Origin of the sequence: Humidesulfovibrio sp., assembly GCF_031082295.1 — a bacterium.
GTDB lineage: Bacteria > Desulfobacterota > Desulfovibrionia > Desulfovibrionales > Desulfovibrionaceae > Humidesulfovibrio.
The window spans coordinates 1-3,011 of sequence record NZ_JAVHLD010000069.1 but is presented as its reverse complement, the minus strand read 5'-3'; the positions used below and the strand labels follow the sequence as shown (position 1 = coordinate 3,011).

The window sequence follows — 3,011 nt, the reverse complement described above, 5'->3', positions numbered from 1 at the left end:
CGTCCGCCTGGGGCGGGGCCTGGGGGTCCTGGGAATCACTCATGCAAAGAACCTCGGAAGATAGAAAATTGTGAAGAAATTCGGGCCATCCGCACGTTGCGAAGGGGCCTTAAGGCGTCGGCTGCTCTGTCCGGGCCTGATAGTAGTCCTGCCCGTCCTGCTGGCGCAGCGCGATGCGGCCTGCTTCCAGCAGCTCCCGCAGCGCGGCCATTACCGCGCCCTGGTCGGCGAGCAGGGCCTCCGCCAGCTGCGCGCCCGTCTGCGGTCGGCGCGCCAGGGAGGCCAGGAGGCGTGCGCGGAGTTCGTCCGGCTGCATGCCTCCGCTCTGTTCTTGCCCATTTTTCTCGCGCTCTGCAAGCGTTGCGCCGTCGGCAGGCGCGACTTGGGCCACGCGCAGGCGCTCGCGCCAGCGCACGAGCGTGTCCTTGTCCACGGCGCGGGCGTCGGGCCGGGTGCCCGGGCGCGACAGGGTCACCACGTCCACTCGGTCTGGTTGCAGACGGTTGCAGTAGTCCGCCAAAAGCTCCAGATTCCGCTGCGAATCGTTTACCCCGGCCACAAGCAGGATCTCCAGGAAAACCTTGGTGCCCTTGGCCTGGCTATCGTCTCGGAAAGCCAGGATGCCCTCCGCGATGGCCTTGGGGTCAAGCCCGGGGTGCGCCCGGTTCACGGCGGCGAACTCCTCCGGCACCAGGCTGTCCAGGCTGGGCAGCACCATGTCGGCCCTGGCCAGCTCCGCGCGTACCTGGGGGTCGGTCATGAGCGTCGCGTTGGTCAACACCGCCACCGGCACGCCGGGGAACAGCCGCCGCACCCCGTCGATGATGGCGGGCAGGTCGCTGTTGAGGGTGGGCTCGCCCAGGCCGCCCAGGGTGATGACGTCGGGCAGGGCCTCGCCGCTCTCGCGCCGGGCGGCCTCGAAGCGCGTCAGCTCGGCCAAAAGCTCCGAGGCAGGCACGTAGCGCGCGCGCTCCAGCGTCAGCCTGGTCAGCGGGCCGGACTCGCAGTACACGCAGTTCATGGAGCACACGCGGAAGCCCAGCAGGTCCAGCCCGAGGGAACGGCCCAGCCGCCCGGACAGCACCGGACCGAAAATGTATCTGTAGGAATCCGCCTGCACCGGCCATCTCCCCCTTTGAACGCTTCGCAGTAGCCTTGACGCCGAGCGCCCGGCCCGGTAGGCCCATGCCAGCGCGAACGCCCGCACAAGCGGGGGCGCGCACGGAGGAACCATACCATGATCGAAACCGGACAGCTCGTCCTGGTCATCAGCCCCAAGGGCAAGCGCTACATGCACGCGCTCGACCCGGCCAAGGAAATCCACACCCACGACGGACGCATCCTCATGAGCGAAATCGCCGAGGCCGGCTTCGGCGGCATCGTGCGCTCGCACCTGGGCTTCCCCTACCGCATCCTCAAGCCCACGGTGTACGAACTCATCAAGGGCGTCAAGCGCCAGACCCAGATCATGTACCCCAAGGAAATCGGCTACGTGCTGCTCAAGCTCGGCATCCAGCCCGGCTGCCGCGTCATCGAGACCGGCACCGGCTCCGGCGGGCTCACCCTGGCCCTGGCCACCTACGTGGGCGATACCGGCAAGGTCTACACCTACGAGCGCCGCGAGGAGTTCTACAAGAACGCCGCCAAGAACCTGGCCCGCGTGGGCCTGGCGCACCGCGTGGAACAGCACCTGGGCGACATCGAGGAGACCGGCTTTAAGCAGACCGGCGTGGACGCCCTGTTCCTCGACGTGCGCGAACCCCAGGACTGCCTGCGCCTCATCCCGCCCGCCGTCACCCCCGGGGCCACCTGCGGGTTCCTGCTGCCCACCGTGAACCAGGTCAGCGACCTGTTGCGCGGCCTGGAGCAAGGCCCCTTCACCGAAATCGAGGCGCTGGAGATCCTGGTGCGGCGCTACAAGTGCGTGCCCGACCGCCTGCGCCCGGAAGACCGCATGGTCGCCCACACCGGGTTCCTGGTGTTCGCGCGGTGCATGGAAAACCCCGAGCCCTTCACCCGCCCGGCCAAGGAACCCGTCAGCGAAACCGACCCGGACCTCGGCCCGGAAACCGGCGAGGGGGCCGATACCCTCGACGCCGCGCACGACCCCGAAGCCACGGAATAGGCTGAAGGCCAGGGGCGCCGCCCCTGGACCCCGCCAAAGGTAGATATGTAACACCCTGCCGGGTGTGTCCCAAAACGACGACGGGGCGAGGAGCACGCCAGCTCCCCGCCCCGTTTCTTCTTTCTCAACCTTCCACGTATTCACCCGGTTCTCAGCCGCCTTTCTCCCGCAGCGGGTCGACTTCCCCATCAGGGCGCCGTGAAGCGCCCGGTGTCGGCGTCAAGAGAACGGGGGCGAAGCCTGTAGGCTTCGCCCCCTAGATGGTAAGGGCCTACCCGGGTGGTGTTGGGCGACTGCTGAAAAGACGAGTAATCCATGCACAAGCCAGCAGGGATGCTGTCCAGAGCACCCACAGGGCAAATCCTATGGCTGCGCCCTCAAGGCTAACATACGCAGTGGTGAGCAGTATTGCCATGACCCCTGTTTCAACTCCAACGGAGAAGTGATGTGCGGCGAAAATGCTAACCCCAGCACCGTATACCATGCCCAGAAGTGTGCATAGCGTTACGATCATGCGCAGACGGTTCCATCGGTTAATCCTGGTGGTCGGGAGGGGTGCCCCCATCTTCATTTTCTCTTTTGGCGTTTTTTCCAAATTGGTCCTCACAGCCTTTATATTGATTGTCTCGCACAGATTTGCACATCTGCTTTCCAATCTCCTCGACACCCCATCCCTTGAGAGGGTTTTTCGTGGCAAAGCCCAAAAACTCGAACAGTTGATCACATTGATGCTTTCCAACGTCTGCATCTCGGGTGCATTCATAGTACTCGGGACTCTCTGTCCTCTCTGGAATTATCCATGAAGCATCCAGCCCCCACACATCAACCCGGTTCACCGGGTCATCGACGCAGTAGCCGTACCAGTCGCTATCCCCGCCCTTTTTGC

General features: G+C 65.0%; 3 protein-coding genes. 1 reads left to right on the top strand and 2 read right to left on the bottom strand.

From position 1 onward, the window contains the following. Positions 1 to 109: 109 nt before the first annotated feature. Positions 110 to 1,120, bottom strand: a complete 1,011-nt coding sequence (locus tag RDU24_RS15865) for a radical SAM protein (RefSeq protein ID WP_308736756.1) — start codon at positions 1,118 to 1,120, stop codon at positions 110 to 112. Between the two features lie 117 nt (positions 1,121 to 1,237). Here RDU24_RS15865 and RDU24_RS15860 point away from each other — a divergent pair, with 117 nt between their 5' ends. Beyond that, a complete protein-coding gene (locus RDU24_RS15860; protein WP_308736755.1) occupies positions 1,238 to 2,125 on the top strand; it encodes a tRNA (adenine-N1)-methyltransferase in 888 nt (295 codons plus the stop codon). Between the two features lie 533 nt (positions 2,126 to 2,658). Here the strand turns inward: RDU24_RS15860 and RDU24_RS15855 are convergent. After that, on the bottom strand, positions 2,659 to 3,011 hold a 353-nt coding region (locus tag RDU24_RS15855), incomplete at its 5' end, for a hypothetical protein (RefSeq protein ID WP_308736754.1).

What these genes read in the sequence shown, in the direction of transcription:
- RDU24_RS15860 (WP_308736755.1), top strand. Translation starts at nt 1,238, where the DNA reads ATGATCGAAACCGGACAGCTCGTCCTGGTCATCAGCCCCAAGGGCAAG.